General features: G+C 72.3%; 22 protein-coding genes, 1 tRNA gene and 1 pseudogene. 14 read left to right on the top strand and 10 right to left on the bottom strand.

Going from position 1 to position 25298, the window contains the following annotated elements:
- The first annotated feature begins 84 nt into the window (after positions 1-84).
- The gene (paaN, locus tag ACFWP3_RS00350; protein WP_384215166.1) at positions 85-1767 is read left to right on the top strand and encodes a phenylacetic acid degradation protein PaaN; all 1683 of its coding nucleotides are present in this window, start codon (positions 85-87) and stop codon (positions 1765-1767) included.
- A 47-nt stretch (positions 1768-1814) separates the two neighbouring features.
- Here paaN and ACFWP3_RS00345 read toward each other — a convergent pair whose 3' ends face one another.
- Positions 1815-2471 (bottom strand): MerR family transcriptional regulator, encoded by a 657-nt coding sequence (locus ACFWP3_RS00345; RefSeq protein WP_384215165.1) that lies wholly within the window; start codon positions 2469-2471, stop codon positions 1815-1817.
- Positions 2472-2645: 174 nt separating this feature from the next.
- On the opposite strand from ACFWP3_RS00345, the pseudogene ACFWP3_RS00340 reads away from it, so the two are divergent.
- A pseudogene (locus ACFWP3_RS00340) lies at positions 2646-3527 on the top strand (hypothetical protein); the annotation flags it as partial.
- Here the strand turns inward: ACFWP3_RS00340 and ACFWP3_RS00335 are convergent.
- The 3 genes from ACFWP3_RS00335 to ACFWP3_RS00325 all read right to left on the bottom strand — a co-directional run bounded on the left by ACFWP3_RS00335 (position 3483) and on the right by ACFWP3_RS00325 (position 6209).
- Positions 3483-4253 carry a TrmH family RNA methyltransferase gene (locus ACFWP3_RS00335; protein ID WP_384215164.1) on the bottom strand — a complete coding sequence of 257 codons (771 nt, stop codon included), beginning with the start codon at positions 4251-4253 and terminating at the stop codon, positions 3483-3485. The pseudogene ACFWP3_RS00340 and the gene ACFWP3_RS00335 overlap by 45 nt on opposite strands.
- A 106-nt stretch (positions 4254-4359) precedes the next feature.
- The gene (locus ACFWP3_RS00330; protein ID WP_384215331.1) at positions 4360-5502 is read right to left on the bottom strand and encodes an HTTM domain-containing protein; all 1143 of its coding nucleotides are present in this window, start codon (positions 5500-5502) and stop codon (positions 4360-4362) included.
- A gap of 44 nt (positions 5503-5546) precedes the next feature.
- Positions 5547-6209: a DUF5819 family protein gene (locus tag ACFWP3_RS00325; protein WP_384215163.1), complete on the bottom strand. Its 663-nt coding sequence runs from the start codon at positions 6207-6209 to the stop codon at positions 5547-5549.
- A 147-nt stretch (positions 6210-6356) separates the two neighbouring features.
- Here ACFWP3_RS00325 and paaA point away from each other — a divergent pair, with 147 nt between their 5' ends.
- From paaA to ACFWP3_RS00295, 6 genes are all read left to right on the top strand, one after another.
- On the top strand, positions 6357-7391 hold the full coding sequence (gene paaA, locus ACFWP3_RS00320) for a 1,2-phenylacetyl-CoA epoxidase subunit PaaA (RefSeq protein ID WP_384215162.1): 1035 nt from the start codon (positions 6357-6359) through the stop codon (positions 7389-7391).
- The gene (gene paaB / locus ACFWP3_RS00315) at positions 7388-7672 is read left to right on the top strand and encodes a 1,2-phenylacetyl-CoA epoxidase subunit PaaB (protein WP_030009045.1); all 285 of its coding nucleotides are present in this window, start codon (positions 7388-7390) and stop codon (positions 7670-7672) included. The genes paaA and paaB overlap by 4 nt, the downstream gene beginning before the upstream one ends.
- Positions 7669-8430 (top strand): 1,2-phenylacetyl-CoA epoxidase subunit PaaC, encoded by a 762-nt coding sequence (gene paaC / locus ACFWP3_RS00310; protein ID WP_384215161.1) that lies wholly within the window; start codon positions 7669-7671, stop codon positions 8428-8430. The genes paaB and paaC overlap by 4 nt, the downstream gene beginning before the upstream one ends.
- On the top strand, positions 8424-8930 hold the full coding sequence (gene paaD, locus ACFWP3_RS00305; RefSeq protein ID WP_384215160.1) for a 1,2-phenylacetyl-CoA epoxidase subunit PaaD: 507 nt from the start codon (positions 8424-8426) through the stop codon (positions 8928-8930). Before paaC ends, paaD begins: the two co-directional genes overlap by 7 nt.
- Complete coding sequence (gene paaE / locus ACFWP3_RS00300; protein ID WP_384215159.1) at positions 8931-10031, top strand: 1,2-phenylacetyl-CoA epoxidase subunit PaaE; 1101 nt, start codon at positions 8931-8933, stop codon at positions 10029-10031.
- Positions 10032-10106: 75 nt separating this feature from the next.
- Positions 10107-11249: an acyl-CoA dehydrogenase family protein gene (locus tag ACFWP3_RS00295; RefSeq protein ID WP_384215158.1), complete on the top strand. Its 1143-nt coding sequence runs from the start codon at positions 10107-10109 to the stop codon at positions 11247-11249.
- A 10-nt stretch (positions 11250-11259) separates the two neighbouring features.
- On the opposite strand, the gene ACFWP3_RS00290 is transcribed toward ACFWP3_RS00295, so the two are convergent.
- The 6 genes from ACFWP3_RS00290 to ACFWP3_RS00265 all read right to left on the bottom strand — a co-directional run bounded on the left by ACFWP3_RS00290 (position 11260) and on the right by ACFWP3_RS00265 (position 16768).
- On the bottom strand, positions 11260-11604 hold the full coding sequence (locus ACFWP3_RS00290; RefSeq protein WP_384215157.1) for a rhodanese-like domain-containing protein: 345 nt from the start codon (positions 11602-11604) through the stop codon (positions 11260-11262).
- 80 nt (positions 11605-11684) lie between these two features.
- The gene (locus ACFWP3_RS00285; protein ID WP_384215156.1) at positions 11685-12500 is read right to left on the bottom strand and encodes a hypothetical protein; all 816 of its coding nucleotides are present in this window, start codon (positions 12498-12500) and stop codon (positions 11685-11687) included.
- Between the two features lie 152 nt (positions 12501-12652).
- Positions 12653-14053: a DUF2252 domain-containing protein gene (locus ACFWP3_RS00280; RefSeq protein WP_384215155.1), complete on the bottom strand. Its 1401-nt coding sequence runs from the start codon at positions 14051-14053 to the stop codon at positions 12653-12655.
- Positions 14054-14104: 51 nt separating this feature from the next.
- The gene (locus tag ACFWP3_RS00275) at positions 14105-14764 is read right to left on the bottom strand and encodes a response regulator (RefSeq protein ID WP_384215154.1); all 660 of its coding nucleotides are present in this window, start codon (positions 14762-14764) and stop codon (positions 14105-14107) included.
- An 8-nt stretch (positions 14765-14772) separates the two neighbouring features.
- Positions 14773-16443: a sensor histidine kinase gene (locus ACFWP3_RS00270; protein ID WP_384215330.1), complete on the bottom strand. Its 1671-nt coding sequence runs from the start codon at positions 16441-16443 to the stop codon at positions 14773-14775.
- A gap of 242 nt (positions 16444-16685) precedes the next feature.
- Positions 16686-16768 (bottom strand) — tRNA-Leu (locus ACFWP3_RS00265).
- A gap of 293 nt (positions 16769-17061) precedes the next feature.
- On the opposite strand from ACFWP3_RS00265, the gene ACFWP3_RS00260 reads away from it, so the two are divergent.
- From ACFWP3_RS00260 to pknB, 6 genes are all read left to right on the top strand, one after another.
- Positions 17062-17910, top strand: a complete 849-nt coding sequence (locus ACFWP3_RS00260; protein ID WP_384215153.1) for an FhaA domain-containing protein — start codon at positions 17062-17064, stop codon at positions 17908-17910.
- 10 nt (positions 17911-17920) lie between these two features.
- Complete coding sequence (locus ACFWP3_RS00255) at positions 17921-18421, top strand: FHA domain-containing protein (protein WP_384215152.1); 501 nt, start codon at positions 17921-17923, stop codon at positions 18419-18421.
- Between the two features lie 138 nt (positions 18422-18559).
- The gene (locus ACFWP3_RS00250) at positions 18560-20020 is read left to right on the top strand and encodes a PP2C family protein-serine/threonine phosphatase (RefSeq protein WP_384215151.1); all 1461 of its coding nucleotides are present in this window, start codon (positions 18560-18562) and stop codon (positions 20018-20020) included.
- Between the two features lie 31 nt (positions 20021-20051).
- A complete protein-coding gene (locus ACFWP3_RS00245; RefSeq protein ID WP_384215150.1) occupies positions 20052-21476 on the top strand; it encodes an FtsW/RodA/SpoVE family cell cycle protein in 1425 nt (474 codons plus the stop codon).
- A complete protein-coding gene (locus tag ACFWP3_RS00240) occupies positions 21473-22936 on the top strand; it encodes a peptidoglycan D,D-transpeptidase FtsI family protein (RefSeq protein WP_384215149.1) in 1464 nt (487 codons plus the stop codon). Before ACFWP3_RS00245 ends, ACFWP3_RS00240 begins: the two co-directional genes overlap by 4 nt.
- A 186-nt stretch (positions 22937-23122) precedes the next feature.
- A complete protein-coding gene (gene pknB / locus ACFWP3_RS00235; protein WP_384215148.1) occupies positions 23123-25162 on the top strand; it encodes a Stk1 family PASTA domain-containing Ser/Thr kinase in 2040 nt (679 codons plus the stop codon).
- Positions 25163-25298 lie beyond the last annotated feature (136 nt).

Genomic DNA, 25298 nt, shown 5'->3' with positions numbered 1-25298 from the left:
GGCCCTCTTGTCCCGACCGATCGTTCGGTTACTCTAACTCCAGTCTGCTCTCCTTCGCCCGGCTCAACGAGGAGTTGGTCCCTGATGGCCGCCGAGCTCACCGTCCCCCAGCTGTCCGCCAAGCACCGGCCCACCCTGGACCAGGCCCTGTCGGCTATCCGCAGCCGCGCCTACTGGTCCCCGCACCCCGAACACCCCAAGGCGTACGGCGAAACCGCCCCGGCCGACGGGCTCGCCGCCTTCGAGGCCGTCCGCGGCACCCGGCTGGACCTGGGGCAGCCCGGCACCGACGGCTGGACCGGCGGCGAGGTCTCCCCGTACGGCCCGGAGCTGGGCGTCGAGTATCCGCACGTGGACCCGGACGTGCTGCTGCCCGCGATGAAGGCGGGCATGGCCGCCTGGCGCGACGCGGGCCCCGAGGCGCGCGCCCTGGTCTGCATCGAGATCCTGGCCCGGATCAGCGCCCGGACGCACGAGTTCGCGCACGCGGTCATGCACACCAGCGGCCAGGCGTTCATGATGGCGTTCCAGGCGGGCGGCCCCCACGCGCAGGACCGCGGCCTGGAGGCGGTGGCCTACGCGTACGAGGAGCAGACCCGGGTCCCGGGGCGGGCCGACTGGTCGAAGCCGCAGGGCAAGCGGGACCCGCTGGACCTCGGCAAGACCTTCACGGCGGTCCCGCGCGGCATCTCCCTGATGATCGGCTGCAACACCTTCCCCACCTGGAACGGCTACCCGGGCCTGTTCGCCTCCCTGGCCACCGGCAACGCGGTGCTGGTCAAGCCGCACCCGCGGGCCGTCCTCCCGCTGGCGCTCACGGTCCAGGTGGCCCGCGAGGTCCTCGCCGAGGCCGGGTTCGACCCGAACCTGGTGGCCCTGGCGGTGGAGCGGCCGGGCGAGGGCATCGCCAAGGCCCTGGCGCTGCGCCCCGAGATCAAGCTGATCGACTACACCGGCTCCACGGAGTTCGGCGACTGGCTCGAGGCGAATGCCCGCCAGGCGCAGGTCTACACGGAGAAGGCCGGCGTCAACACCGTGGTCGTGGACTCCACCGACGACTACAAGGGCATGCTGTCGAACCTCGCGTTCTCCCTCTCCCTGTACAGCGGCCAGATGTGCACCACCCCGCAGAACCTGCTGATCCCGCGCGACGGCATCGCGACGGACGCCGGGCACAAGACGTACGACGAGGTCGTGGCCGACCTCGCGGCCTCGGTCGGCGGCCTGCTGGGCGACGACGCGCGGGCCAACGCCCTGCTCGGCGCCCTGGTCAACCCGGGCGTCAAGGCGAGGCTGGAGGCGGCGGCCGCACTGGGCGAGGTCGCGCTGGCCTCCCGCGAGGTCGTCAACCCGGAGTTCCCGGACGCGGTGGTCCGCACCCCGGTGATGGTCAAGCTGGACGCGTCCAAGCCCGACCCGGAGGCCGCGTACCTCTCGGAGTGCTTCGGCCCGGTCTCCTTCGCGGTGGCCGTGGACTCCACGGCGGACGCCCTGGAGCTGCTGCGCCGCACGGTCCGCGACAAGGGCGCGATGACGGTGGGCGCGTACACGACGTCCGCCGACACCGAGCGGGCGATCGAGGAGGTCTGCCTGGAGGAGTCCGCGCAGCTCTCCCTGAACCTGACCGGCGGGGTCTACGTCAACCAGACCGCGGCCTTCTCGGACTTCCACGGCTCGGGCGGCAACCCGGCGGCGAACGCGGCGCTGTGCGACGGCGCGTTCGTCTCCAACCGCTTCCGCGTGGTGGAGGTCCGCCGCCAGGCGTAACCGCCTGACACGGCGCCCCGGCCCGGGCGGACCGCCCCCTCCTCCCGCTACTCCTGGATCTCCCGCGACTCCTGAGCGAAGATGCGGGAGGAGGCGTCCGTCTGGGCCATCCGGCGCAAGGCCGCGAACATCGCGTCGCCCACCACCGTGCCGACGACCACCGCCTCCACCAGGCCCTCGCGGTCCAGCCGGCGGCGCGCGGTGTAGTCGAGATCGGCCCGGCCCACCCGCTGCGCCGCCTCGGCGTACTCGTCGAGCACGTCGGCGAAGGAGCCGTGACCCACCCGCCCGAGCGAGGCCAGGGCCGCCACCAGCGCCTCGGCGGCCGGATGATCGGCAGGCACGCGCCAACCGCGCTCCTCGATCAGCCGCACCACCCGCTCCCGGGCCAGCACCCGCTCGGCGTCGTCCGGCGCGCCGCCGCCGTACTCGGGCACCAGCCGATGGGCCGCGGTGCCGAGCAGCTTGTGCACCGGCCGCTCCTTGTCGTCGATGGCCGCGAGGACGTCCCCGATGGCCGCCACCGACAGCCCGCCCACCTCCAGCAGAGCCCGGACCAGGCGTAGCCGCCGCTCGTGCCCGTCGTCGTAGCTCGCCTGGTTGGGGCTGCTCAGCTCGCCCGGCGGGAGCAGGCCCTCCCGGACGTAGTACTTGATCGTCGGTACCGGGACCCCGGTACGGCGGCTCAACTCTCCGATGCGCATGGCGTGTTCACTCGTTTCTCCTTGCCCGTTCCCCGCCCATCATAGATAGTGTGACTATCAGATAGCGGCGAGCGTCGCTATCCATACTCAGGGGGGCTCATGTCCGCGCCGAAGTCCGCTTCACTGTCCGCGTTACGTACCTGGCACCGCCCACTGACCCTCTTCGCCGCAGTGATGGCGGTGTGGGCCGTCGGCTCGGCGGTGGGCCTCGCCGTCGACGACCGGATGCTGGTGGGTGCGCCCATCTGGGCCAAGCCCTTCAAGTTCGCCGTCTCCTTCACCGGCTACTCCCTCAGCCTGGCCTGGATGATCTCGCTGGCCGTCGCGGCCCGCCCGCGCCTGCGCAGGCTCGCCTGGTGGGCCGGGACGGTCGTCGCCGTGACGAGCCTGCTGGAGATGCTGCTGATGACGGTCCAGGTGGTCCGGGGGCGGCAGAGCCACTTCAACCAGCGGACGCCCCTCGACGAGCAGATCTACAGCGCCATGGCGAACACCGTCGTGGTCCTGTGGACGGCGACGCTGGTCATCGCCGTGCTGCTGTTCCGCACCAGCGTGGTCGACCGGGCCACCACCTGGTCGATCCGGATCTCGACCGTCCTCGCCCTCACCGGCGCCGGACTCGGCTTCCTGATGGCCACCCCCACGAAGGCGCAGCTGGCGGTCGAGGACTCACCCGTGCAGGGCGCCCACAGTGTGGGAGTGCCGGACGGCGGGCCCTCGATGCCGCTCACCGGCTGGTCGACGACCGGCGGCGACCTGCGCATCCCGCACTTCTTCGGCATGCACGCGCTGCAGCTGCTCCCCCTGTTCGTCCTCCTCCTCGCCGCCCTCGCCGGCCGCTTCGCCCTGCTGCGCCGGGAACGCGTGCGGCTGCACCTGACCCTGGTCGCGTCCGCGGTCTACGCGGCCACGTTCGCCCTGGTGACCTGGCAGGCCCTGCGCGGCGAAGCGCTGGTCCATCCGGACGGGACCACGCTGGGCGCGGCCGCGGCCATCCTGGCCGGGGGCGTCCTAGGAGTGCTCGCCGCCCTCTTCGCCGGCCGCGGGCCCTCCCCAGTGGAAGAGGGTCATGGCCACGCTGGTGGCCAGGTTGTAGCTGGAGACCTGCGGGCGCATCGGCAGGGACACCAGGTGGTCGGCCCGGGCCCGCAGCTCCGGTGAGATGCCGTGGCGCTCCGAGCCGAAGGCGAGCAGCGCGTCGTCCGGGAGGGTGAGGGCACGGATGTCCTCGCCCTCCGGGTCGAGCGCGTAGAGCGGCCCGGGCGGCAGGCCGTCGAGCGTGACCCGCTCGACGGTGGTGGCGTAGTGCAGCCCGGCGCCGGCCCGGACCACGTTCGGATGCCAGGGGTCGAGGTCGCCGCGGGTGACCACGCCGGTGGCGCCGAAGCCCGCGGCGAGGCGGACCACGGCTCCGACGTTGCCGAGGTTGCGGGGGTTGTCGAGCACGACGACGGGCGCGGGCCGCGGGAGGCGCCCCAGGGCCGCGAGGCCGGCCGCCCGGTCGGGGCGTACGGCCAGGGCCGCGACACCGGTGGGGTGCACCCGCGGCAGCAGCCCCTTGAGCTCCGCCGGCCGCACCAGCCGGGCCACCTCGGCCTCGACGTCCGGCGCCAGCTCGGCGGCGAGCGCCCGGACGGCCCCGGGATCATCTGCGACGGCGATGCGCACCTCGGCCCCGAAGCGCAGCGCGTGCTTCAGCGCGTGGAACCCGTCCAACAGCACGAGATCCCCCCGCCCGACAGCCTCCCGCCACTCCTCCCCGACTCCCCACTCCACACTCATACCCCGACCCTACGACCCCGTCCCCCACTCCCCGCCCACGCCCGCTCCCCCCGACACCCACCCAGCCCCGCCGGGGCATGACGCGCGGAGCCCCGATCCGCGACGGCTACTCGACGGCGGCGCCGGCCCCCGCACCCTTCAGCCCCGCCGGCGTTTGAGGCGCAGGCCCCCGCGGCCCGACCACCGGCACCGGCTCCGGCTCCGCCCGGCGGCGCCGCCAGGCGACCCGCGCACCGAGCCACACCAGGAACCCCGTCGGCAGGAACACCGCATCGGCGGCGATCATCGCCAGCGAGAAGAACGGCAGCCCCAGCAGCACCGCGATCCCCACGTGCTCCAGCATCATCAGGGCCAGCAGCGCGTTCTTGATCCGCCGGTTGAACACCGTGAACGGAAACGCCACCTGCACCGCCACCGTCCCGTACGACAGCAGCATCACCAGCGTCCCGCTGCTCGCCAGCAGCGCGGACAGCCCCGGCCACGGGGTGAAGTAGTCCAGCCCCAGCGGGTAGTACAGGGCCGTCCCGTCCTGCCACCGCGACCCCTGGATCTTGTACCAGCCCGCCGTCGCGTAGATCAGGCACACCTCCGCCATGATCACCAGCATCCCGGCGTTGTGCAGCAGGTTCGCCAGCACGTCCAGCGTCGCGCGGCCCTCGCCCTCCGGGTCGTGCCGGTCGACCAGCCACCACAGCCCGCAGACCACCCACACCGCCGCGAAGGCCACCAGCCAGCCGGTGCTGAACCGCCCGGTCACCGCCCCGTAGGCCAGCACCGCGCCCAGTACGGCCCACAGCGCCGGCCCGGCGGCCCCCGCCGAGGCCGTCCCCCGCAGCCGGGCCCGCCGCGCGTCCAGGGACCACACCTGCGCGCACCGGGTCAGCACCAGGTAGACGGCCATCAGGTGGATGACGTTGTCCCCGCCGTCGCCCATGAACACGCTGCGGTTCTGCAGCGAGAGCACCCCGACCATGAACAGCACGGACGTGGCCCGCGTCCGCCAGCCCAGCAGCAGCCCCACGCTCGCCAGCACGGCCACCGCGTAGAGGATCTCGAACCACACCGTCGAGTCCGACCACATCAGGACCGAGAAGGCCCCGTTCGAGGCGATCAGCCGCTCCGCCAGCGCGAAGCTCCACGGCCCGTCCGGGCCGTACAGCTCGTGGCGGTGCGGGAACTCGCGCAGCAGGAAGAAGAGCCAGGTCCCGGCGAAGCCGATGCGGATCACGGCGCTCTGGTACGGGCCCATGGCCTGGCCGGTGACCTTCGCCAGGGCGTCCGCCAGGCGGGTTCTCACACCGTCCACCACGGCAGCTCCCGGTAGTACGTCTCGGTGTCGGTGGTCTCGTCGCTCCACTTCGGCGCGGCCACGGCCGTCGTCGCCGAGCGCAGCTGGACCCGCAGGATGTTCCCGCCCGGGTGGGCGGGGGTGACCCGGTTCACCGCGATCCGCAGCAGGTACTGCTCGGACAGCTCGCCGCGCTCGCCGTTCGGCTTGTTCTCCTCGTCGTGGGAGCCGGTGAAGAAGTCCCAGGCCCGGCGGAGCTCGTTCTGCTCGGTGTGGCTCGGCAGCAGGCTGTGCCGGATGGCCTCGCCGTCCTCGGCGCTCAGGTTGCGCCAGTCCGTGGTGACCAGCTCGCCGGCGGCCGTCCGCACCTGCGCGCGCACCTCCACGGCGATGTTCTGCTGGAGCGGGTTGGGGGCGAAGAGCTTCCAGTTCTGTTCGAACTCGGGATAGATCCAGGCGTCGACCGTGCGCGCGTGCTGCTTGCTGACCGTGTTGGACGGGGCGACGTGCAGGAACACCAGCGCGAGATGCGTGCAGGCGGCCACGCCCACGGCCCCGAGGGCGAGCGCGACGAGCACCCGGTACGGGGTGGACAGACCGGCGATTCCGGGCGCCCGGGGGGAGGGCGGGGCGGCTGCCGCGGCGGGCTCCCGCTCGTTCGAATCCATCCCGCCCCGATCGTCCGGCATCCACAGGGTTGACCTCAGAGGTTGACACCCTACGGGCCGCCGACCCACCATTGAAGAGGATGAACCGAACGATCGGTCGGTCGGGCGAGTGGACGGACGGCCGGCAAACGCGGACAGGGGACCGGGATGGTGGCAGTGACCCCGGAGACGGGGCCGGAGACGGCCCTGGGGACGGACGGGACGGACGGCGCAGGCATGACCGCCGACCTGGAGGCGCAGCTCGCGGCGGCCTTCGACGCGGCGGTCGCGGCGGAGGAGCGCGTGGAGCCGCGCGACTGGATGCCCGAGGAGTACCGCGCCTCGCTCGTGCGCCAGATGGCCCAGCACGCCCACTCCGAGATCATCGGCATGCAGCCCGAGGCCAACTGGATCACCCGGGCGCCCTCGCTGCGCCGCAAGGCGATCCTGATGGCCAAGGTGCAGGACGAGGCCGGCCACGGGCTGTATCTGTACAGCGCCGCCGAGACCCTGGGCACCAGCCGCGACGAGCTGCTCGACAAGCTGCACTCGGGCAGGCAGAAGTACTCCTCGATCTTCAACTACCCCACCCTGACCTGGGCGGACGTCGGCGCCATCGGCTGGCTGGTGGACGGCGCCGCGATCACCAACCAGGTGCCGATCTGCCGCTGCTCCTACGGGCCCTACGCCCGCGCCATGGTCCGGATCTGCAAGGAGGAGTCCTTCCACCAGCGCCAGGGGTACGAGCTGCTCCTGGCCCTCTCGAAGGGCACCGAGGCCCAGCACGCGATGGCGCAGGACGCGGTGGACCGCTGGTGGTGGCCCTCGCTGATGATGTTCGGCCCGCCGGACGCCGAGTCGGCGCACTCGGCGCAGTCGATGGCCTGGCGGATCAAGCGCCACTCGAACGACGAGCTGCGCCAGCGGTTCGTGGACATCGCCGTCCCGCAGGCCGAGTCCCTCGGCCTGACGCTGCCCGACCCGGACCTGAAGTGGAACGAGGAGCGCGGGCACCACGACTTCGGCGCCATCGACTGGACCGAGTTCTGGAACGTGCTCAAGGGCAACGGCCCGTGCAACGAACAGCGCCTGAGCCAGCGGCGCAAGGCCCACGAGGACGGCGCCTGGGTGCGCGACGCGGCCGCGGCGTATGCGGAGAAGCAGGCGGCACACGCCGCGAAGAACGAGGAGGCACGGGTATGACGCAGAACTGGCCCCTGTGGGAGGTGTTCGTGCGATCGCGGCGCGGCCTCTCGCACACGCACGCGGGAAGCCTGCACGCCCCCGACGCGGAGATGGCCCTGCGCAACGCCCGCGACCTCTACACCCGGCGCGGTGAGGGCATCTCGATCTGGGTGGTCCCCTCCACCGAGATCACCGCCTCCTCGCCGGACGAGCGCGACCCCTTCTTCGCCCCGTCCGCCGACAAGCCCTACCGGCACCCGACGTTCTACGACATCCCGGAGGGAGTGAGCCACCTGTGACCGGCGCCGACACCACCGACACCACCCACACCGCTGACACCACGGACACCACCACGGCGGCGGCCCTCGCCCTCGGTGACGACGCCCTGATCCTCTCCCACCGCCTCGGCGAATGGGCGGGCCACGCCCCCGTCCTGGAGGAGGAGGTCGCGCTCGCCAACATCGCCCTCGACCTGCTCGGCCAGGCCCGCCTCCTGCTGACCATGGCCGGTGACGAGGACGAGCTTGCCTTCCTGCGCGAGGAGCGCGCCTTCCGCAACCTCCAGCTGGTCGAGCAGCCCAACGGCGACTTCGCCCACACCATCGCCCGCCAGCTCTTCTTCTCCTTCTACCAGCACGAGCTGTACGGGGAACTGGCCCTCGGGGACGGCCCGTTCGCGCCGCTGGCGGCCAAGGCCGTCAAGGAGACCGCGTACCACCGCGACCACGCCGAGCAGTGGACCCTGCGGCTCGGCGACGGCACCGAGGAGAGCCGGGCCCGCATGCGCGCCGGCCTGGACGCCCTGTGGAAGTACACCGGCGAGATGTTCCAGCCGGTGGACGGCCTCGGCGGCCTGGACTGGGCCGCGCTGGAAGGGCGTTGGCTGGCCGCGGTCACCGCCGTCCTGGAGCGGGCCGGGCTCGCGCTGCCCGAGGGGCCGCGCACCGGCGCCTGGGCGGCCGGAGCCGGACGCCAGGGCCTGCACACCGAGCCCTTCGGCCGGCTGCTCGCCGAGATGCAGCACCTGCACCGCAGCCACCCGGGGGCGTCATGGTGACCGCCCACGCCGGGACGACCCGCCTGGAGGCGGAACTGGCCGAGCTGGCCGGCTCCGTCCCCGATCCCGAGCTGCCCGTGCTCACCCTGGGCGAGCTCGGCGTGGTGCGCGGGGTGCGGGTGGACGAGGAGGGCCGCGCCGAGGTCACCCTCACCCCCACCTACACCGGCTGCCCGGCCATCGAGGCCATGTCCGCCGACATCGAGCGGGTCCTGACCGGCCACGGCATACCCGAGGTCCGGGTGACCACCGTGCTGGCCCCCGCCTGGTCCACCGACGACATCAGCGCCGAAGGCCGCCGCAAGCTGGCCGAGTTCGGCATCGCCCCGCCGCGCCCGCACGCGGCCGGCGGGCCGGTCCCGCTGACCCTGTCGGTCCGCTGCCCGAACTGCGGGTCCACCGACACCGAGCTGCTCAGCCGGTTCTCCTCCACCGCCTGCAAGGCGCTGCGCCGCTGCACCGCCTGCCGCGAACCGTTCGACCACTTCAAGGAGCTGTAGATGGCCGCACCCCGCCACGGCGCGTTCCACCCGCTGACGGTGGCTGCGGTCGACCGGCTCACCGACGACTCGGTGGCGCTGACCCTCCGGGTCCCGCAGGAGCTGCGCGAGGAGTACCGGCACGCCCCGGGCCAGCACCTCACCCTGCGCCGCACGGCCCCCGAGGGCGAGGAGGTCCGGCGCACCTACTCGATCTGCTCCCCGGCCCCGGCGCCCGACGGCCCGGGCCCGGCGCAACTGCGCGTCGGCGTGCGGCTGGTGGAGGGCGGGGAGTTCTCCACCTTCGCGCACAAGGAGATCGCCGCCGGTGACGTGCTGGACGTGATGGTCCCGGCCGGCCGGTTCGTGCTGGACCCGGCCGCCGCCCCGGCCGCCGGGCACTACGCGGCGATCGTCGGCGGCAGCGGGATCACCCCGGTGCTCTCGATCGCCGCGAGCCTGCTGGCCGCCCGCCCCGACGCCCGCTTCTGCCTCGTGCGCAGCGACCGCACGGCGGCCTCGACGATGTTCCTCGAGGAGGTCGCCGACCTCAAGGACCGGTATCCGGCACGGTTCCAGCTGGTCACGGTCCTCTCGCGGGAGGAGCAGGAGGCCGGGCTGCCCTCCGGTCGCCTCGACGAGGAGCGGCTGGCGGCCCTGCTGCCCGCGCTGCTGCCGGTGGCCGAGGTGACGGGCTGGTTCCTGTGCGGACCGTACGGCCTGGTGCAGGGTGCGGAGCGGACCCTGGGCGCGCTCGGCATCGCCCGGACCCGGGTGCACGAGGAGATCTTCCACGTCGAGGACACCGCGGCGCCGGCCCGCGCCGCGGCGGCCCCGGCCCCCTCCGACAGCCGGGTCACCGCACGCCTCGACGGCCGTTCCGGCACCTGGCCGGTCCGCGACGGGGAGTCCCTGCTGGACGCGGTGCTCCGCAACCGCGCGGACGCCCCGTACGCCTGCAAGGGCGGAGTGTGCGGCACCTGCCGGGCGTTCGTGGTGGCGGGCGAGGTCCGGATGGACCGGAACTTCGCCCTGGAGGCCGAAGAGACCGACGCCGGATTCGTGCTGGCCTGCCAGTCGCACCCGGTGACGGAGGAAGTGGAGATCGACTTCGACCGGTAGCCCCGGCCGCCCTGTCCATTTTCCAGAACCTGTTCTATCTTGACGCACCGTCAGACCAGAACGGGAGGACCGGCAGTGGACTTCACCTTCACCGAGGAGCAGCAGGCGGCCGTCGAGGCGGCGAAGGCCGTCTTCGCGGACGTCGCGCCCGACGGGGTGCCCAGCCCCGCGCTCACCCCCGGGGCCGTCGCCGACGACTTCGACCGCCCGCTGTGGGCCAGGCTCGCCGGATCCGACCTGCTGAGCCTGGTCCTCGCCGAGGAGCACGGCGGGGCCGGCCTCGACACCATCGCCCTGTGCCTGGTGCTGCGCGAGGCCGCGAAGGTACTGGCCCGGGTGCCGCTGCTGGAGCACTGCGCCACGGCCATGGCCGTACAGGCCCACGGCAGCCCCGAACTGGCCGCCGCCCTGCTGCCCGGCGCCGGACGCGGCAGCATCGTCCTGACCGCCGCCGCCCACGGGCGCTCCGGCCACGACCCGGCCGAACTCGCCGTCACCGCCCGCCGCGAAGGCGACGGCTGGATCCTGGACGGCACGCAGACGGCCGTCCCCTGGGCGCACAGCGCCGACTGGATCGCCGTACCGGCCCACACCGGCGAGGGTGAAGCCGTGCTCGCCCTCGTCCCGCGCGCCGCCGAGGGCCTCGCCCTCGCCGAGCAGGTCTCCACCAACGGGGAGCGGCTCGCCGAACTCGCCCTGGACGGCGTACGGGTGGCCCCGGCGCACCTCATCGACGCCCCGGAGGCCTGGGAGCGGCTGCGCCAGGTCCTGGCCACCGGAACCTGCGCCCTGGCCCTCGGCCTCGGCGAGGGCGTCCTCACCATGACCAGCCAGTACACGAGCAAGCGCGAACAGTTCGGCTTCCCGGTGGCCACCTTCCAGGCCGTCGCCGTCCAGGCCGCCGACCGCTACATCGACCTGCGCGCCATGGAGGTCACCCTCTGGCAGGCCGCCTGGCGCCTGGACGCCGCGACCGGCGGCGCGGGCGGCCCGCTGCCGAGCACCGGAGACGTCGCAGTCGCAAAGATCTGGGCCTCCGAGGGCGTACGCCGGGTCGTGCAGACCGCCCAGCACCTGCACGGCGGCTTCGGCGCCGACACCGACTACCCGCTGCACCGGTACCACGCGTGGGCGAAGCAGCTGGAGCTCCAGCTCGGCCCGGCCGCCGCGCACGAGGAGGCCCTGGGCGACCTGCTGGCCGCCCATCCGCTGGCCTGACGGGGACGGGCTACAGCACGAAGGCCGGGTTCCCGTTGTCGGTCACCATCGGGCGCCCGGCCCCGTCCCACGCCTGCATGCCGCCGTCGATGTTCACGGCGTCGATGCCCTGGCGCACCAGGTACTGGGTCACCTGCGCGGAGCGCCCGCCGACCCGGCACATCACGTGCACCCGGCGGCCGTCCTCGACGGACTCGGTCAGCTCGCCGAAGCGGGCCACGAAATCGCTCATCGGGATGTGCAGGGCACCCTCGACGTGACCGGCCGCCCATTCGTCGTCCTCGCGGACGTCCAGGACAAAGCCTTCGGAGGGCACCGCGGCGGCGTCCACCGAGGGAAGCGGTCCGAAGTTCATGCGTCGCCTTCTCTCATCACAGATCCGAATTCCAACCTATCCGACGCCCCCGCCCCGCAGGGCGACGATCCGGCGCCGGCTCAGCCCTCGGCGAGCGCCTCGGCCAGTTCCGCCTCGCGCTCGGAGACCTGCGCCAACAGCTGCTCCGCGATCTCCTCCAGCAGCCGGTCCGGGTCGTCGGGCGCCATCCTCAGCATCGACCCGATGGCGCTGTCCTCCAGCTCCTTGGCCACCAGCGACAGCAGCTCCTTGCGGCGCGCCAGCCACTCCAGCCGGGCGTACAGCTCCCCGCTCTCCTCCGGCTCCGCACGCTCCGGCTCCGGACCCGCCGCCCACTCCTCGGCCAGCTCGCGCAGCAGCTGCTCCTCGCCCCGCCCGTACGCGGCGTTGACCCGCACGATGAAGGCGTCGCGGCGCGCCCGCTCGGTCTCGTCCTGCGCGAGGTCCGGGTGGGCCTGGCGGACCAGCTCGCGGTAGAGGCGGCGTACCTCCTCCGAGGGCCGCACCCGCTCCGGCGGCCGCACGGGCCGCTCGGTGAGCATCGCGCCCGCGTCGTCGGAGATCCCGTCCGAGTCCAGCCAGTCGTGGAACAGCTCGTCCACCCCGGGCATCGGCATGACCAGCGCACGCGCCTCCCGCGCCCGCCGGACGTCCTCCGGATCCCCGGTGCGCGCCGCCTTCGCCTCGGCGATCAGCGCCTCGAGCTCGTCGAGCCGCGTGTACATCGGGCCGAGCTTCTGGTGGTGCAGGCGGGAGAAGTTCTCCACCTCGACCCGGAAGGTCTCCACCGCGATCTCGAACTCGATCAGCGCCTGCTCGGCGGCCCGCACGGCCCGCTCGAGGCGTGCCTCGGGGCGTTCGTCGTCGGAAACTGTGTGTCCGGTCTGCTCGCTCACCCGGCCAGCCTACGGCCCGCCGCCCCGGACACCCCCGCACGGGCCGCACGGGCCCCGGCCACCGGCACCCCCGCACGCGCCCCGGCCACCGGCATCCCGCGCGGGCCGCACGGCACGGGCGGCCCCGGGATCCCCTCCGCCGGCCGGACCCCTCAGACCCCGGACTCCGCCGCGATCCGCCCGGCCCGCACCGCCGCCACCAGATCGGCGTGGTCGGCCTCGGTCCGGTCCGCGTAGGCCACGGCGAAGGCCGCCATCGCCTCGTCGAGCTCCTCGTTCTTCCCGCAGTACCCGGCCAGCAGCCGCGGGTCGGCGCTGTGCGCGTGCGCCCGGGCCAGCAGGGCCCCGGTCATCCGCCCGTAGTCGTCGAGCTGGTCGGCGCTCAGCGCCGCCGGATCCACACTGCCCTTGCGGTTGCGGAACTGGCGCACCTGGAACGGCCGCCCCTCCACCGTGGTCCAGCCGAGCATGATGTCCGAGACCACCTGCATCCGCTTCTGCCCGGCCACCACCCGGCGCCCCTCGTGCTCCTCGGGCGGCGGGACGAAGCCCAGCGCGGGCAGGTGCGGCAGCAGCACCGAGGGCCGCGCCTCCTTCACCTGGAGCACCAGCGGCTCGCCCCGGTGGTCCAGCAGCAGCACCACGTACGACCGCGTGCCGACGCTCCCCGTCCCCACCACGCGGAAGGCCACGTCGTGGATAGCGTACCGGGCCATCAGCGGCAGCCGGTCGGCCTGGAGGGTCTGCAGGTACTGGCCCAGCGAGGCCGCCACGGCAGCGGCCTCCCCGTCCCCCACCCGGCGCAGCACCGGCAGCGCGTCCACGAAGCGCCTGCTGCCGTCGGGCCCGGACTCGGTGGACTTCGCGGCGAACCGCGCGGAGGTGTTGTTGCGGGCCTTCTCCGCCACCCGCTCCAGGGTCCCCAGCAGGTCCCGGGCATCGGTGTGCGAGACCAGCTCCTCGTCGGCGATGGCGTTCCAGGCGTCACTGGCGGACAGCCGGGCCAGCAGCCGCATCGTCCGCCGGTAGGCGCCCACCGCGTCCAGCGCGGCCGCCCGCGCGGCGTCCTCGCCGACGCCCGACACCCGCCCGGCCAGCACCAGCGAGGTCGCCAGCCGCTTCACGTCCCACTCCCACGGGCCGAAGACGGTCTCGTCGAAGTCGTTCAGGTCGATGACCAGCCGGTTGCGGACGTCCCCGTACAGGCCGAAGTTCGCCGCGTGCGCGTCACCGCAGATCTGCGCCCCGACCCCGGTCACCGGCCCGCCGGACAGGTCGTGGGCCATCAGCCCGGCGGCACCCCGCAGGAACGCGAAGGGGTTCGCCGCCATCCGCCCCACGCGTATCGGCGCCAGCTCGGCGACCCGGCCGGCGTTGGACTCCTCCACCGCCCGCACCGCGTCCGGCCGCCCGGACGGCGCCTCGAAGGCGGCGTGCGCCGCCCGCGGCACCCGCTGCCGCAGCGCCCGGCCGTCCTGCTTGGGCGAACCGTCCGCCACCCGCGGCGCGAACCCCGCCACCTCCGGGATCCGCTGCCCCACTACCGCCGCCATGTGCGCCGCCCCCGCCCGTACGTTGATCGCCTTCGAACGGCCTGACCGTATCTACAGCCCGGCGTCCCTGGCCAGCAAGGCGGCCTGGACCCGGTTCTCGCAGCCCAGCTTCGCGAGGATCCGGCTCACGTACGTCTTCACGGTCGCCTCGCTCATGTGCAGCCGCCGCCCGGCGTCCGCGTTCGACAGCCCCTCCCCGAGCAACGCGAGCACCCCGCGCTCGCGTTCGCTCAGCTCCGCCACCCGCCGCCGGGCCTGCTCGCCGCGCACCACGGCCTTCCCCGACGCCAGCTGGTCGACGACGTGCCGGGTCGCCGCCGGGGAGAGGTACGCGTCGCCCGCCGCGGCCGCCCGTACGGCGCCGATCAGCTCGCCCGGCGCCGAGTCCTTCAGCAGGAACCCGGCACCGCCCTCGCCCAGCGCCCGCAGCACGTTCTCCTTCTCCCCGAAGGTGGTCAGGATCAGCGCCCGCACCTCCGGCGCGGCCCGCCCCAGTTCACCCAGCGCGGTCAGCCCGTCCATCACGGGCATCTGAATGTCCAGCAGCACCACGTCCGGCGCGTGCGCGCGGGCCAGGTCCACCGCCTCCCGGCCGTTCGCCGCCTCCGCCACGACCTCGATGTCCGGCGCCGAGGTCAGGATCATCCTGATCCCCGCCCGGATCAGCGGCTCGTCGTCGGCGATCACCACGCGGATCACTTCGGCTGTCACCCGTGCTCCTACTGCTTGACCTCGTAAGCCTGCTTGTCCACGAGCGTTCCGTCCTTGAAGCAGAACCGGTAGATCAGGTCCACCCCCAGGGAGTCCGGCTGGTCCGTCGCCATCAGCGCCAGGCAGTCCGAACCCTCCGGCCGCGGCGGTCCCTTGCGGTCCGCACCGGCCGTCAGGAAATTGTCGCCGCTCGGCAGCCGGTCCCGTACGGCCTGCTCCGACTCTCCCACCCGCACCGCGTCGTAATCGGCCCGCTCCACCATCGAGTCGCCCAGCGAGCCCACCACCAGCAGCATCCCCGCCCCGAGCACGATCACCAGCAGCACCACCGCCGCGAAGGCGATGCCGCAGCCCAGCGCCAGCCCGCCGACCGGGCCGCGCCGCGACACGGCCAGCTCCCGGTCGACCACGCTCCAGTCCATCGGCGGCGCACCGCTCAGCCCGCGCGCCTGGGCCTGCTGCCCGAAGTCGTCGGCCACGGACTCCGCCCCGGCGGGCTCCGCCCCGTACGGCAGCACCCCCGCCACGCGGAAGCCGCCGTCCTCCGTCGCGCCCGCGTGCACCATCCCGCCGACCAGCCGCGCCCGCTCGCGCAGCCCCGTCAGCCCCTGCCCGCCGGACACCACCTCGCCGGCCCCCGGACCGGCCGCAGGCCCGTTGGCGATCTCCACCACCAGCGAGTCGTCCTCGTACCGCAGTTCCACCGTGATCGGCGCCCCCGGCGCGTGCTTGTACGCGTTCGTCAGGGCCTCCTGCACGATCCTGTACGCCGCGTGGTCGCAGGCCGCGACCAGCGGCCGCGGCCGGCCCGAGGCGGACATCCGCACGTCGGTCCCCGCGCCCCGCGCCGCCTCCACCACCCCGGCGATCCCGGCCACCCCGCGCGCCGCCGGATGCGCCGCCTCCTCCACCGGGACGGGCGCCTCGACCCCGTCCCGCAGGATCCCGACGACCTCGCGCAGCTCGTGCATCGCCGCCACCGAGGCCTGCCGCAGCACCCCCACCGCCTCGCGCTGCCGGTCGGTGAGCTTCGGATCCACCTCCAGCGCACCGGTGTGCACCGAGATCAGCGCCAGCTGGTGGCCGAGGCTGTCGTGCATGTCCTGGGCGATCCGCTGCCGCTCGCGCAGCCTCGCCTGCCCGGCGACCATCGCCCGCTCGCGCATCAGCTGCCCGTTGCGCTCCTGGAGCGCGCTCAGCAGCGTGCGGCGCTGCGACCAGTAGCGGCTGGCCAGACCGGGCATCACGGTCATCGCCAGGAACATCAGGGTGGAGAACACCATCACCAGCAGGGGCCGCATCTGCTCCCACTCGTGCAGCACGCCGAGGCCGACCACGGCGATGAACGCCAGCGTGAAGGCGGCCCCCGCCCGGCCCACCCCGACGATCCGCCGCCCCGCCGACCAGCCCAGCACGGCCGTGACCAGGAACGAGCCCGGCAGGAACACGGTCACCGCCGAACCGACGACCAGCGTCGCCGCGGGCAGCCTGCGCCGCAGCAGGGTGAGCAACACCACGGCGCCGGCGCTCGCGGTCATCCGCCACCCGGAACCGTTGTCGAGCTCCTCGACGCCCAGGCCCAGCAGCGCCGGCATCGCGGCGATCGCGAGGTCGCCCACCAGCATCCGCCGGGTCCAGGGCTCCGGCCCCTTCAGCCAGTCCCAGCCCGCTCGCGTCATCGCCTTGGCATCCACCCGACCGACCCTAGACACCCCGGTGCACCACCGGCCGTCCTCTTTCGTCGCGCCCCGCACGACGAAAGTCGGACGGCCGACGTGAACAACGTGTCCTGGATCACTCCTTGGCCGCCGGTGGGCGGACCGCCCGTACCGGGCACGCCAGTTGATCACCCGGGATGCGAGGAAGCGCACAACACGAAACGGCCGCCACCGCTTTCGCGATGACGACCGTTTCGTCGATGTGGGCGAGGGGGGATTTGAACCCCCACGTCCCGAAGGACACTGGCACCTGAAGCCAGCGCGTCTGCCGTTCCGCCACTCGCCCGAGCAGCGTCCCAGTGGTTCTTCCCTTTCGGGCCGTTCCCCTGGCGACGTCGAAACATTAGCACGTCGGACGGGGTGGAATCACATCGCTTTCCCCGCACCCCCGCACCCCGCCGCGGACTGCCCCTCCCGCACTCCGCTCCCGGTGCGGGACACTGTCCCTGAGGCCCCCCTACGATCCCCTGTGAGGACCAACACTCGTCCTCACAGGACCGATGGGGAACCACCCGAATCCGCCACGCGTGGATACGATCAGTAAGCAGTACAGGGCGACAACGACGGAGGAGGTGCCCCATGGGAGTTCTGAAGCGGTTCGAGCAGCGACTCGAAGGTCTGGTGAACGGCACCTTCGCCAAGGTGTTCAAGTCCGAGGTCCAGCCGGTGGAGATCGCCGGAGCCCTCCAGCGGGAGTGCGACAACAACGCCACCATCTGGAACCGCGAGCGGACGGTCGTGCCCAACGACTTCATCGTCGAGCTCAGCACCGGCGACTACGAGCGCCTCAGCCCCTACTCCGGGCAGCTCGGCGACGAGCTCGCGGGCCTCGTCCGCGACTACGCCAAGCAGCAGCGCTACAGCTTCATGGGCCCCATCAAGGTCCACCTGGAGAAGGCCGACGACCTGGACACCGGGCTCTACCGGGTCCGCAGCCGCACCCTCGCCTCCAGCACCTCCCAGCCGCAGTCGGCCCAGGGCCGCCCGCAGGGCGGTCCGGCGGGCCAGGGCCAGGCACAGGGCGGTTACGGCTACCCGCCGGTCGCCGCCCCGCCCATGCCCAGCGCCCCGCCGCCCGGCGGACCCGGCGCCCGGCGGCCGGCCGGCGGAGCGGGACCCGCCGCACCCGTACCGGCCTCCGGCGCCTCACGGCGCCACTGGATCGAGATCAACGGCACCCGCCACCAGATCTCGCGCCCGACGCTCGTACTCGGCCGAAGCACCGAAGCCGACGTGCGGATCGACGACCCCGGCGTATCGCGCCGGCACTGTGAGATCCGGACCGGAACGCCCTCGACGATCCAGGATCTCGGGTCCACCAACGGCATCGTGGTGGACGGGCAGCACACCACCCGCGCTACGCTCCGCGACGGCTCGCGGATCGTCGTGGGCAGCACGACCATCATTTACCGGCAAGCCGAAGGGTGAAGCGGGGGCAATGTCAGAGCTGACCCTGACGGTCATGCGGCTGGGTTTCCTAGCCGTTCTGTGGCTGTTCGTCATCGTGGCCGTCCAGGTCATCCGCAGCGACCTCTTCGGAACGAGAGTCACGCAGCGCGGCTCCCGCCGTGGCGGCGCGGCCACCGCGCCGCAGCAGCAGGCGGGCCGGCAGGCCGCGCCTCCGCAGCAGCGCCAGCGCCGCGGTGCGCCCACCAAGCTCGTCGTCTCCGAGGGCACCCTCACGGGAACCACGGTGGCCCTCGCCGGCCAGACGATCACCCTGGGCCGCGCGCACGACTCCACCATCGTGCTGGACGACGACTACGCGTCCAGCCGCCATGCCAGGATCTACCCCGACCGTGACGGCCAGTGGATCGTCGAGGATCTCGGGTCCACCAACGGCACGTATCTCGACCGGACCCGCCTGACCACCCCGACGCCCATTCCGCCGGGCGCCCCGATCCGCATCGGCAAGACCGTCATCGAGCTGCGGAAGTAGTACGAGAATGAGCGAGCGGAGCGAGCACGCGGCGGCGATCCGTCCCACCGAGGACACGGACACGCGCGCGCTCCCGACCGGAGGGTGGGCAGTGTGGCTCGAGACCGGTTGTACCCGGAGCCGACCGGCGAGGTGCGCATGAGTCTGTCCCTGCGGTTCGCCGCCGGATCTCACAAGGGCATGATCCGCGAGGGCAACGAGGACTCCGGCTACGCCGGGCCCCGGCTCCTCGCGATCGCCGACGGCATGGGAGGCCAGGCCGCCGGCGAGGTCGCGAGCTCCGAGGTGATCTCCACGCTCGTGCAGCTCGACGACGACGTCCCGGGCTCCGACATCCTCACCTCCCTCGCCACGGCCGTGCAGCGCGCCAACGACCAGCTGCGCGTGATGGTCGAGGAAGACCCCCAGCTCGAGGGCATGGGCACCACCCTGACCGCCCTCCTGTGGACCGGTCAGCGCCTCGGCCTGGTCCACGTCGGCGACTCCCGCGCCTACCTGCTCCGCGACGGCGTCCTCACGCAGATCACCCAGGACCACACCTGGGTGCAGCGCCTCGTCGACGAGGGCCGCATCACCGAAGAGGAAGCCACCACCCACCCGCAGCGCTCCCTGCTGATGCGCGCGCTGGGCAGCGGCGACATCGTCGAGCCCGACCTCTCCATCCGCGAGGTCCGCGCCGGCGACCGGTACCTGATCTGCTCCGACGGGCTCTCCGGCGTGGTCTCCCACCAGACCCTCGAAGAGACCCTCGCCGACTACCACGGGCCCCGCGAGACCGTGCAGTCGCTCATCCAGCTCGCCCTGCGCGGCGGCGGACCCGACAACATCACCTGCATCGTCGCCGACGTCCTCGACACCGACAGCGGCGACACCCTCGCCGCCCAGGTCAACGACACCCCGGTCGTCGTCGGCGCGGTCGCCGAGAACCAGCACCAGCTCTTCGACGGCGGCAACGCCATGCAGACCCCCGCAGGCCGCGCCTCCGGCCTCGGCCGCCAGGCCGCCCCGCCCGCCGGCGCCTTCGGGCCCCCCGGCAGCGGCGAGGCGAACGGCTACGGGAACTCCGACCAGGGCCAGGGCGGCGGCGCGTACGGCAGCTTCGGCGAAGCCGAGGCCTATGACGGGGACGCGGAGTACGAGGACACGTACGACCACCCCCGCAGGCGCCGCGGCAAAGGACGCAAGTGGGCCACCCGTACCCTGACCCTGCTCCTGGTCGCCGGCGTCGTCGGCGGCGGCCTCTACGCGGGCTGGCGCTGGACCCAGACCCAGTTCTACGTGGGCGTCAAGGGCGAGCACGTCGCGCTCTTCCGCGGCATCAGCCAGAAGCTCGGACCGCTGGAGCTCTCCAAGGTGGAGACCGACCGCCCCGACATCGAACTGAAGTACCTCCCGCCCTTCAAGCGCAAGCAGGTCGAGGCCACCATCAGCGAAGGCAGCCTCGACGGCGCCCGCGAGAAGCTCGACGACCTCGGCGTCCAGGTCTCGGCCTGCAAGAAGGACGAGGAGCGCCGCAACGCCGAGGCGCAGAACCAGACACCCGGCTCCACTCTGACTCCCGCGGAGCAGCAAGTGGTCAGCCTGTGCGGAAAGCAGTAGACACCCGCGGGCGCAGGGGGCCTGCCACACCATGAGCGTTGTCACCAACACGACCACCATCGGCGCCATCGAGCTGCCGAGCCGGCGGAACACCGAGCTGATGCTGCTCGGTTTCGCCGTGGTCATCCCGATCTTCGCCTACGCCAACGTGGGCCTCGCGATCAACGGCAGCCTGCCCCCCGGCATGCTCCTCTACGGCCTGGGCCTCGGCGCCCTCGCCGGGGTCGCGCACCTCGTCGTACGCCGGTACGCCAAGTACGCCGACCCGCTGCTGCTGCCGCTGGCCACCCTCCTCAACGGGCTCGGCCTCGTGCTGATCTGGCGGCTCGACCAGTCCGAGCGGCTGCAGAACCTCGCCAAGCGCTCCTTCGGTGCGTTCACCCCCTCCGCACCCCGCCAGATGATGTACACGGCGCTCGCCATCGCCCTGTTCGCCGCGGTCCTGCTCATCCTCAAGGACCACCGCGTCCTGCAGCGCTTCACCTACATCTCGATGGCCGGAGCCCTGGTCCTGCTGATCCTGCCCGTGATCCCGGGCCTCGGCGCCGACGTCTTCGGCGCCAAGATCTGGATCAGCATCGGCGGCTTCTCCATCCAGCCCGGCGAGTTCGCGAAGATCGTCATCGCCATCTTCTTCGCCGGCTACCTCATGGTGAAACGTGACGCCCTGGCCCTGGCCAGCCGCCGCTTCATGGGCCTCTACCTGCCGCGCGGCCGCGACCTCGGCCCGATCCTGATGATCTGGGCGATGAGCCTGCTCGTCCTCGTCTTCGAGAACGACCTCGGCACCTCGCTGCTCTTCTTCGGCATGTTCGTGATCATGCTGTACGTGGCCACCGAGCGGACCAGCTGGATCGTCATCGGCCTGCTCATGTCGGTCGGCGGCGCCGTGGTCGTCGCCAGCTTCGCCAGCCACGTCAAGGCCCGTGTCACCGCCTGGCTGGACCCCTTCGCCTGCTACACCACCTCGGGCGCCTGCGAGCAGGTCGGCCAGTCGATCATGAGCTTCGGCTCCGGCGGCGTCCTCGGCGCCGGATGGGGCCAGGGCAACTCCGACCTCATCGGCTTCGCCGCCAACTCCGACTTCATCTTCTCCACCGTCGGCGAGGAACTCGGCCTCACCGGTGTGATGGCCTTCCTGCTGCTCTACGGGCTCATCATCGAGCGGGGCGTCCGCACCGCCCTCGCCGCCCGCGACCCGTTCGGCAAGCTCTTCGCCATCGGCCTCTCCGGCGCCTTCGCCCTCCAGATCTTCGTCGTCGCCGGCGGAGTCATGGGCCTCATCCCCCTCACCGGCATGACGATGCCCTTCCTCGCGTCCGGCGGCTCCTCCGTCCTCGCGAACTGGATCCTCATCGCCGTGCTCATCCGGATCAGCGACACCGCACGCCGACCTGCCCCGGCCCCCGCCCCGTCCCCCGACTCCGAGATGACCCAGGTGGTCCGCCCGTCATGAACAAGCCCCTGCGCCGCATCTCGCTGTTCTGCGGGCTGCTCGTCCTCGCCCTGCTGATCCGGACCAACTGGCTGCAGTACGTCCAGGCCGAGGAACTCAGCACCCGCAAGGAGAACCGCCGGGTCCAGATCGCCCAGTACGCCACCGAGCGCGGCAACATCATCGTCGCGGGCGAGCCCATCACCGGCTCGAAGGTCACCAACGGCAGCGACTACAAGTTCAAGCGGACCTACACCGCCGGCGAGCTCTGGGCCCCCGTCACCGGGTACGCCTCGCAGGCCTTCGGCTCCACCCAGCTCGAATCCCTCGAGGACGGCATCCTCACCGGCAACGACGACCGGCTGTTCTTCGACCGCACCATCGGCATGTTCACCGGGGAGAAGAAGCAGGGCGGCAACGTCGTCACCACGCTCAACCCCGATGCGCAGAAGGCCGCCTTCGAGGCGCTCGGCACCAAGAAGGGCGCGGCCGCCGCCATCGACCCGCGCACCGGCGCCGTCCTGGCCCTCGTCTCCACCCCCTCGTACGACCCCGGCCGCTTCGCCGGCAACTCCAAGGACGACGAGAAGGCCTGGATCGAGCTGAAGGACAGCGAGGACAAGAACCTCGTCAACCGCGCCCTGCGCGAGACCTACCCGCCGGGCTCCACCTTCAAGGTGGTCACCGCCGCGGCCGCCCTCGAGCACGGCGTGGTCAAGGAGATCAACGATCCGACGGACACCCCGGATCCGTACTTCCTGCCCGGCACCAAGACCGAGATGATCAACCACGCCAAGGGCTGCAAGGAAGCCAGCCTCAACAAGGCGCTCGAAATCTCCTGCAACTCCGTCTTCGCGAACCTGGGCGACAAGGTCACCCGCGACAAGATGGTGGAGACCTCCGAGAAGTTCGGCTTCAACAACGACAAGATCGACATCCCGGTCCGCGCCTTCGCCAGCGTCTACGACAAGAAGATGGGCAGGGACGGCAACGCCCAGAGCTCCATCGGCCAGTTCAACACCGCTGCCACGCCGCTGCAGATGGCCATGGTCACCGCCGCGATCGCCAACGACGGCAAGCTGATGAAGCCGTACATGGTCGACCACGTCGCCGCGCCGAACCTCGACGTCATCGAGAAGCACTCGCCGCAGGAGATGAGCCGTCCCCTCTCCCCGGCCAACGCGCAGAAGGTCCAGGAGATGATGGTCAACGTCGTCGACAACGGCACCGGGACCAAGGCCAAGATCAAGGACGTCAAGGTCGGCGGCAAGACCGGCACCGCCCAGCACGGCGAGGGCAACAAGAAGCGCCCCTACGCCTGGTTCATCTCCTACGCCGAGGGCAAGGACGGCAGCTCCCCGGTCGCCGTCGCCGTCGTCATCGAGGACAGCGAGGCGGACCGCGAGGACATCAGCGGCGGCGGCCTCGCGGCCCCGGTCGCGAAGGCCGTCATGGAAGCCGTACTGAAGAGCCAGGGATGACGGCCCGCCGGAACTCCGTGACCCACGTCACCGGTTCCGGCCGGGTCGGAGCGTACGGTACCGGTCCTGTATCAGCCTGTGGCCGCGAACCGATCACAGACGATCGGCCGGTAGCCTTTGCGCGAACAGCACACCGCCGGACCACACACAGGTGCGGTCGGGACTGACGGAGAGGGCTGCAACGTTATGGAAGAGCCGCGTCGCCTCGGCGGCCGGTACGAGCTGAGCCACGTGCTCGGCCGCGGTGGCATGGCCGAGGTCTACCTCGCCCACGACACCCGGCTCGGCCGTACCGTCGCCGTCAAGACCCTGCGCGCCGATCTCGCCCGCGACCCGTCCTTCCAGGCCCGGTTCCGGCGCGAGGCCCAGTCGGCCGCGTCGCTGAACCACCCGGCGATCGTCGCCGTCTACGACACCGGCGAGGACTACGTCGACAACATCTCCATCCCGTACATCGTGATGGAGTACGTCGACGGATCCACCCTGCGCGAACTGCTGCACTCCGGGCGCAAGCTGCTGCCCGAGCGCACCCTGGAAATGACCATCGGCATCCTCCAGGCCCTCGAGTACTCGCACCGCGCCGGCATCGTGCACCGCGACATCAAGCCCGCCAACGTGATGCTGACCCGCACCGGCCAGGTCAAGGTCATGGACTTCGGCATCGCCCGCGCCATGGGCGACTCCGGCATGACCATGACGCAGACGGCCGCCGTCATCGGCACCGCCCAGTACCTCTCCCCGGAGCAGGCCAAGGGCGAGCAGGTCGACGCACGCTCCGACCTCTACTCCGCGGGCTGCCTGCTCTACGAGCTCCTCAGCGTGCGGCCCCCGTTCGTCGGCGACTCCCCGGTGGCCGTCGCCTACCAGCACGTACGGGAAGAGCCGCAGCCGCCGTCGAACTTCGACCCCGAGATCACGCCCGAGATGGACGCGATCGTCCTCAAGGCCCTGGTCAAGGACCCCGACTACCGCTACCAGTCCGCGGACGAGATGCGCGCCGACATCGAGGCCTGCCTCGACGGCCAGCCCGTCGCCGCCACCGCCGCCATGGGCGCGGCCGGCTACGGCTACCCGCACGACCAGAGCCACGGCTACGGGCACCAGGGCTACGACCAGCCCACCACCGCCCTGCGCACCGCCGACGCCGGCCAGACCTCGATGATGCCGCCGATGCCCCCGGGCGACGGCGGCTACGGGTACGGCGACCAGGGCCACGGCGGCTACGACCAGGGGCCGCACCGCCGCCAGAAGAAGAGCAAGGCGTCCACGATCCTGCTCGTCGCGGCCGGCGTCCTCGTCCTGGTCGGCGCGATCCTCATCGGCCGCGCCCTCACCAGCGGCGGGGCCGACAACCGCCCCAACGTGCCCAAGCTCATCGGCTCCACCCTAGAGGCGGCGCAGAAGAGCGGTGCGAACGTCGGCCTCAAGGTGGTCAAGGGAGCCGAGGAGCCCTGCGCGGACCAGCCCAAGGGCAACGTCTGCAAGCAGGACCCGGCGCCCGACACCAAGGTCGCGCGGGACTCCACCGTCACGGTGACCATCTCCACGGGCGCGCCCAAGGCGCCGGTCCCCAGCGTCCGCAACCTCACGTACGAGGACGCCGAGAAGGCCTTGAAGGACAAGGGCTTCCAGGTCGACCGCAAGCTCGAGGAGTCCGCACGGCCGGCCGGGACCGTCCTGGAGCAGAACCCTGCGGCGGGCACCGAGGCGGAGGCGAACTCCGTCGTCACGCTGACGGTCGCCAAGGAGCAGTCCAAGGCGGTCATCCCGGATCTCAAGGGCAAGACCAAGGAAGACGCCGCGAAGGCCCTCGAGGCCGTCAACCTCAAGCTCGGCAGCGTGACCGAGATGGACTTCCCCGGGGCCGCGCCGAAGACGGTCACCGGCCAGAGTCCGCAGGCCGGGGCGCAGCTCGAGGTCGGCAAGACGGTCAACATCACCATCGCCAAGGCCGCGCCGCAGCAGGTCCAGGTACCGAACCTGGCGGGCAGGACGGTGGCCGAGGCCAGGGCGGAGCTGGCCGGCAAGGGCCTGAGCCTCGCCGTCATCTCGGGCCCGCAGGACGAGAACGCCGTCGTGAGGCTCTCGCAGCCGTCGGCCGGCAGCCAGGTCGCCCCGGGCTCGGTGGTCAACGTGGTGACGCAGGGCGGCCAGCAGAACGGCGGCAACAACAACGGCGGCGGCGGTAACGGCGGCGGCGGCTTCTTCGGAGGCCTCGGCCGCTGACGCCCACCGGCACGCTGAAACGGGTCCGGCCCCTCTCCCGTGGGAGAGGGGCCGGACCCGTTTCGATCGCGGGCCGTGTGCGGCCGTCTGCGCCCCCGCCCGCGAAGCCTTGGCCACCGCTGCTCGCGGCTCGGCC

Origin of the sequence: Streptomyces sp. NPDC058525, from assembly GCF_042719495.1 — a bacterium.
Lineage (GTDB): Bacteria > Actinomycetota > Actinomycetes > Streptomycetales > Streptomycetaceae > Streptomyces.
This window is presented reverse-complemented; position numbering and strand designations above follow the sequence as displayed.

Coding starts and splice junctions, on each gene's coding strand:
- paaN (WP_384215166.1), top strand. CDS start 85: ATGGCCGCCGAGCTCACCGTCCCCCAGCTGTCCGCCAAGCACCGGCCC.
- ACFWP3_RS00345 (WP_384215165.1), bottom strand. CDS start 2,471: ATGCGCATCGGAGAGTTGAGCCGCCGTACCGGGGTCCCGGTACCGACG.
- ACFWP3_RS00335 (WP_384215164.1), bottom strand. CDS start 4,253: ATGAGTGTGGAGTGGGGAGTCGGGGAGGAGTGGCGGGAGGCTGTCGGG.
- ACFWP3_RS00330 (WP_384215331.1), bottom strand. CDS start 5,502: ATGGGCCCGTACCAGAGCGCCGTGATCCGCATCGGCTTCGCCGGGACC.
- ACFWP3_RS00325 (WP_384215163.1), bottom strand. CDS start 6,209: ATGGATTCGAACGAGCGGGAGCCCGCCGCGGCAGCCGCCCCGCCCTCC.
- paaA (WP_384215162.1), top strand. CDS start 6,357: ATGGTGGCAGTGACCCCGGAGACGGGGCCGGAGACGGCCCTGGGGACG.
- paaB (WP_030009045.1), top strand. CDS start 7,388: ATGACGCAGAACTGGCCCCTGTGGGAGGTGTTCGTGCGATCGCGGCGC.
- paaD (WP_384215160.1), top strand. CDS start 8,424: ATGGTGACCGCCCACGCCGGGACGACCCGCCTGGAGGCGGAACTGGCC.
- paaE (WP_384215159.1), top strand. CDS start 8,931: ATGGCCGCACCCCGCCACGGCGCGTTCCACCCGCTGACGGTGGCTGCG.
- ACFWP3_RS00290 (WP_384215157.1), bottom strand. CDS start 11,604: ATGAACTTCGGACCGCTTCCCTCGGTGGACGCCGCCGCGGTGCCCTCC.
- ACFWP3_RS00280 (WP_384215155.1), bottom strand. CDS start 14,053: ATGGCGGCGGTAGTGGGGCAGCGGATCCCGGAGGTGGCGGGGTTCGCG.
- ACFWP3_RS00270 (WP_384215330.1), bottom strand. CDS start 16,443: ATGACGCGAGCGGGCTGGGACTGGCTGAAGGGGCCGGAGCCCTGGACC.
- ACFWP3_RS00260 (WP_384215153.1), top strand. CDS start 17,062: ATGGGAGTTCTGAAGCGGTTCGAGCAGCGACTCGAAGGTCTGGTGAAC.
- ACFWP3_RS00255 (WP_384215152.1), top strand. CDS start 17,921: ATGTCAGAGCTGACCCTGACGGTCATGCGGCTGGGTTTCCTAGCCGTT.
- ACFWP3_RS00250 (WP_384215151.1), top strand. CDS start 18,560: ATGAGTCTGTCCCTGCGGTTCGCCGCCGGATCTCACAAGGGCATGATC.
- ACFWP3_RS00245 (WP_384215150.1), top strand. CDS start 20,052: ATGAGCGTTGTCACCAACACGACCACCATCGGCGCCATCGAGCTGCCG.
- ACFWP3_RS00240 (WP_384215149.1), top strand. CDS start 21,473: ATGAACAAGCCCCTGCGCCGCATCTCGCTGTTCTGCGGGCTGCTCGTC.
- pknB (WP_384215148.1), top strand. CDS start 23,123: ATGGAAGAGCCGCGTCGCCTCGGCGGCCGGTACGAGCTGAGCCACGTG.